A 5,138-nucleotide genomic window follows, 5' to 3' on the forward strand; every position below is an offset into this window, starting at 1 on the left:
GGCGAACGGCACCAGCGCGTCGATCATCGTCTTGTCGCCGAGCCGAGCCTGCCCGAGGCGGATCACCGCGTCCTTGGCGGCTCGTACACCTGCTGCGATGCTGTGCGCGGAGGGTGCGGACTCGTCGCCGAACTCGGCTCCCAGCGCGCGCAGCGCCACGCCCCACAGCGCTCCTGAAGTCCCGCCGGCCTGATCGGCCCACTCGTCGGCGGCCCGGCCGAGCAGGGTGCCCGCGCCCGCTCCGCCCGCGGCGGCTTCCCGCGCGGCCAGCACCGCGGCTTCCGCGCCGCGCTGCATCCCGATGCCGTGGTCGCCGTCGCCCGCGACCGCGTCGATCCGGCCCAGCTCCGCCGCATTGTCATCCACAGTGGACTTGACGGTCTCCAGCGCGGCCAGCACCCGCACCGCCGCGGCGCGGGATTCCGCCGAAGCGCGCGGAATCTCTTCGAGCTCCAGCACGGCCTGCGCGGACTCCGGACCGTCCTCGGCAGCCGGCAGCTTGCGGTAGGCGGGGGAGTCGGCGGGCGCGCGCCAGAACCGCTCCAGCTCGTCGTCCAGCCAGCACAGCGTGAGCGAGGCCCCAGCCATGTCGAAGCTGGTCACCAGCTCGCCGACCTCCGGTTCGACGACCACCAGCCCGGCTTCGGCCAGCAGTTCGGCCACCCGCCGGTAGACCACGAACAGCTCTTCGTACTTCACCGACCCGAGTCCGTTGAGCAGCACCGCGACCCGGCTGCCCGCGACCTGCCCGACATCCTTGGGCACTTCCGCGAGCACCTTCTGCACGAACAGCTCGGCCAGCCCGTCGGCGGTGGGGACCTCCTGCTCGTCGATGCCGGGCTCACCGTGGATTCCCATGCCCACGGCCATTTTCCCGTCGGCGACGGTGAACAGCGGCTGGTCCGCGCCGGGCATCGTGCACCCGCCGAAGGCCACGCCGAACGAGCGGGTGCGGGCGTTGGCGTGCGCGGCGACCCGGGCGACCTCGTCGAGGTCGAAGCCTTCCTCGGCGGCAGCGGCGGCGGCCTTGAACACCACGAGGTCCCCGGCCACGCCGCGACGCCGGTCCACATCGGACGGTTCCGCGCTGGAGACGTCGTCGGTGACCACGACCGTGCGGCAGCCGATTCCGTCGCCGATCAGCCGCTGCTCGGCGAGCCCGAAGTGCAGCACGTCGCCCGCGTAATTGCCGTAGCACAGCAGCACTCCGCCGCCGTTGTCCGCCGAGGCGGCCACCGAGTGGACCTGCCTGGCCGACGGCGAGGCGAACAGGTTGCCCATCGCCGCCCCGTGCGCCAGCCCGGGCCCGACCAGGCCGCCGAACGCGGGGTAGTGCCCGGAACCGCCGCCGATCACCACGGCGACCCGGCCCGGCGGGGTCTGCCCGCGCCGGATCACTCCGCCGGAGACCTGGCGGAGCCGGTGCTGCTGGGCGGTCGCGAAGCCGTTCAGCATTTCCGCGGCGAACGCGCCCGGATCGTTGAACAGTCGTGTCATGGGTTCTCCTGCCGGTGTGACGATCGGTCGGCGGCCGTGCGGGTCTGCTCACCCGTCCGGTCTCCGCGGCCCAGCAATACCATCAGCACTGCCGACAGCAGCAAGAATCCGCCCACGACGAACATCGGCAGCACGTAGGAGCCGGTCCAGTCGAACAGCGCGCCGGTGACGTAAGGCGCGACGAACCCGGCGAAGTTGCCGACGGTGTTGATCAGCGCGACGCCCGCGGCGGCGGCCATTCCGCCGAGGAACCGGGTCGGCAGCGTCCAGAAGTTCGGCAGCGCGGCGAAGATCGAGCACGCGGTGACCGTGATGACCGCGATGGTCAGCTCCGGCGAGCCCGCGAACAGCGCCAGCGGCACGCTGACCGCGCCGAGCAGCGCCGGTCCCCAGATGTGCCAGGGACGCAGACCGCGCCGGGTCACGTCCCGCGACCACAGGTAGAGCACCACGGCGGCGGGCAGGTAGGGCACCGCGGTGATCAAGCCTTCCTCGAACACGCCGAAGCTGGTGGAGAACCGCTGCTCGAACCGGCCGATGATCGCGGGCAGGAAGAACGCCAGCGTGTAGAGCCCGTAGATGAACCCGAAGTAGAGCATCGACAGCGCCCACACCCGGCCGTTGCGGAACACCGCGCGCACTCCGCCGCGGCCCGCGGGTTTCTCCTGCTGCTCGGCCGAAAGTTCCGAAGTCAGCCAGTCCTTCTCCGCGGCGGTGAGCCATTTCGCCTGCGCGGGGCTGTCGGCCAGGTAGAACCACGCCACCACGCCCAGCACGATCGCCGGGATCGCGACGCCGAAGAACATGAACCGCCAGCCCTGCAGGCCGAACACACCCTGCTGCTGCATCAGGTAACCCGCCAGCGGCGCACCGAGCACCGTGGTCAGCGGCTGCGCCAGGTAGAACAGCGCCAGGATCCGGCTGCGGTAGCGGGCGGGCACCCACAGGCTCAGAAACAGCACCGCGCCCGGGAAGAACCCGGCCTCGGCCACACCGAGCAGAAAACGCAGCACCGCGAGCTGGGTGAAGTCCTGCACCCACGTGAACAGCAGCGCCACCGCGCCCCACGACACCATGATCCGGGCGAGCCAGCGGCGCGCCCCGACCTTCTGCAGGGCGATGTTGCTGGGCACTTCCAGCAGCAGGTAGCCGATGAAGAACACGCCGGAGGCGAAGCCGAACTGGGCCGCGGTCAGGCCGAGGTCGCTGCGCATCCCGTTCGACGCGGCGAAGCTGATCGCCGTGCGGTCCAGGTAGTTGACGAAGAACATCAGCGCCACGAACGGCACCAGGCGGACCGCGACTTTGCGGATGGCCGCCTTTTCCACGCCCGGGCGGCGTTCCCGCGAGGTGGTCGAGGTGTCCACATTGACTCCTTGCTGCGCTGCGGGAGCGTCCGGTGCTCGGCGGAGTGGTCGGAGCGGTCCGGGCGGCCGTGGTCTGGCGGCCGAAGTGGTCTGGGCGGCCGGAGTGGTCTGGGCGGCCGGAGTGCGGGGCCGGGAATGCGGGATCCGGCGAGCCGCCCTCGCCGTGCGGCCAAGTATTGAAATCCAGCGACCAACCTGTCAACCGGTTGACCAATTTTGCCGCGACGGATCTTGCTAGGCTCGGTCCCATGTCCACTCCGAACGGGTCCGAGGCCGCGGGCATCGGCGAAGCGCTGGGCAGCGTGCCCGCGGGTACCGCGGTCGGCGAGGTCGCCAAGCGGCTGCTCGACCTGTTCACCGCCGGGGACCTGCAACCCGGCACCCGGCTGCCGCCCGAGCGCAGCCTCGCCACCTCGCTCGGCGTGGGGCGCTCGGCGATCCGCGAAGCGTTGGCGGCGCTGGAGATCCTCGGCATCGTGGTGGTGCGCCCCGGCTCCGGGACGTACCTGCGCGGCAGCGCTTCGGAATTGCTGCCGCAGACGTTGAGCTGGGGATTGATGCTCGGGGAGCCGCGCACCCGCGAGCTCGTCGAGGTGCGCAACGGGCTGGAGGTGCTGGCCGTGCGCAGCGCGGCCGAGCGGTGCACCGCAGAGGACCTGGCCGACCTCGCCGCGCAGCTGGACGGGATGCGGCAGAACCTCACCGACTTGGCGAAGTTCGTCGAGGCCGACCGGCTGTTCCACCTGCGCATCGCGGTGGCTTCCGGCAACGTCGTGCTGCAGCAGCTGTTGCAGAACGTCCGCTCGCTGCTGCGGATCTGGGTCGAGCGCGCGCTGGCCGACCGGACGCACGCGGAACTCGCGCTGTCCGAACATCAGGGGATCTACGACGCACTGCGCGCAGGCGACGCCGATGCGGCCGCCGCCGCGATGAGCGCGCACATGGGCACCGCAGCCGGACGGCTGGCCGAGACCCTGGACCAGGACGGCTGAGCAGCGGCGCTGCTCGGTCACCGCTGAGCGGCTTCGCCGCTCAATGCCGGAAGTCAGCCGCGGTGTCCACTGGGGACGAAACGGCGTGCCGCCGGGAGCCTCGGTTCGAAGCTCCCGGCGGCACGGGTGAACTCACTGCTGCAGCAGATCTTCCAGCATGATGGGGATGTTGCGGACGCGGATGCCGGTGGCGTTGTACACGGCGTTGGCCACCGCCGCCGCCATGCCGACGATGCCGATCTCGCCGACCCCGCGCGCTCCCAGGCTGTTCTGCAACGTGTCCGGGTATTGCACGAACTGCACGTCGACATCGGGGATGTCGGCGTTGACCGGCAGCAGGTAGCCGGCGAAGTCGCCGTTGGCGAACCGGCCGTCCGGCTCGATCTCCAGGCCCTCGTGCAGCGCCGCCGACACGCCCCAGATCATGCCGCCCGCGAGCTGGCTGCGCGCCGTCTGCTCGTTGATGATCCGGCCCGCGTCGAACACGCCGGTCATCCGCGAGACCCGCGCCTCCCGGGTCCACTTGTGCACCCGGACCTCGCAGAACTGCGCACCGAACGAGCTGAACGAGTGCTTGGTCAGCTCCTCGCCGGGCGTGGACGAGCCCGTCGCGGAGATCGAGGAGCGGCCGACCGCGCGCAACAGCTCGCCGAAGGTCATGCTGCGATCACCGGCGAGCAGCCTGCCCGCTTCGTAGACCACCTCCATGCCCTCGAAGGGCGAGCCCGGCGCCGCCGCCAGCTCGAGCAACGCGTCGGTCACCTCGGCGGCCGCGACCACGACGGCCGAACCGGCGCTGGCGGTCGCGGTCGAACCGCCGGACATGCCCCCGGGTGGCAGCGCCGAGTCGCCCAGCCGCGGCGTGATCAGCTCCTGCGGGATGTCCAGCGATTCGGCCCCCACCAGCGAAAGCACGGTCAGCAGGCCCGTTCCCGGGTCGGCTCCGCTGGTCGCGACTTCCGCCCGGTCGTCGGCGTGCAGCGTGATCCCGACCGTGGCGGGGAACCGGAGGGCCGGGAACATGGCGGTCGCCGTGCCCTGCCCGACGAGCCAGTCGCCATCGCTGCGTTCCCCCGGCGGGCGGTGCTGCCAGCCGAACCGCCGCGCACCGGTGCGGAAGCACTCGTCCAGGTGCTTGCTGGACCACTGCAGGTCTTTTCCGGGCGGTGCCGCCGAGTTGTTCCGCAGCCGCAGCTCGATCGGGTCCATGCGCAGCGCGACGGCCAGCTCGTCGAGCGCGCGTTCCAGCGCGAACGCGCCGGGGGCCGCGCCGGGGGCGCCC

Annotated in this window: 4 protein-coding genes; 1 reads left to right on the forward strand and 3 read right to left on the reverse strand. The window is 71.5% G+C overall.

The annotated features are described in order from the left end of the window. Positions 1-1,497, reverse strand: a 1,497-nt coding sequence (locus IJH84_RS01260; RefSeq protein ID WP_295139244.1) for a dihydroxyacetone kinase family protein, incomplete at its 3' end; no start/stop codon positions are given. Continuing rightward, positions 1,494-2,864: an MFS transporter gene (locus IJH84_RS01265; protein ID WP_295139246.1), complete on the reverse strand. Its 1,371-nt coding sequence runs from the start codon at positions 2,862-2,864 to the stop codon at positions 1,494-1,496. The genes IJH84_RS01260 and IJH84_RS01265, both read right to left, overlap by 4 nt. A 248-nt stretch (positions 2,865-3,112) precedes the next feature. On the opposite strand from IJH84_RS01265, the gene IJH84_RS01270 reads away from it, so the two are divergent. Then, positions 3,113-3,856, forward strand: coding sequence for a FadR/GntR family transcriptional regulator (locus tag IJH84_RS01270; RefSeq protein WP_200071588.1), 744 nt, complete (start codon positions 3,113-3,115; stop codon positions 3,854-3,856). A 132-nt stretch (positions 3,857-3,988) separates the two neighbouring features. Here IJH84_RS01270 and IJH84_RS01275 read toward each other — a convergent pair. Then, positions 3,989-5,138, reverse strand: a 1,150-nt coding sequence (locus tag IJH84_RS01275; protein WP_295139250.1) for a molybdopterin cofactor-binding domain-containing protein, incomplete at its 5' end; no start/stop codon positions are given.

The organism is Saccharopolyspora sp. (genome assembly GCF_017434145.1).
Classification (GTDB): Bacteria; Actinomycetota; Actinomycetes; order Mycobacteriales; family Pseudonocardiaceae; genus Saccharopolyspora_C; species Saccharopolyspora_C galaxeae.

Coding starts and splice junctions, on each gene's coding strand:
- IJH84_RS01270 (WP_200071588.1), top strand. CDS start 3,113: ATGTCCACTCCGAACGGGTCCGAGGCCGCGGGCATCGGCGAAGCGCTG.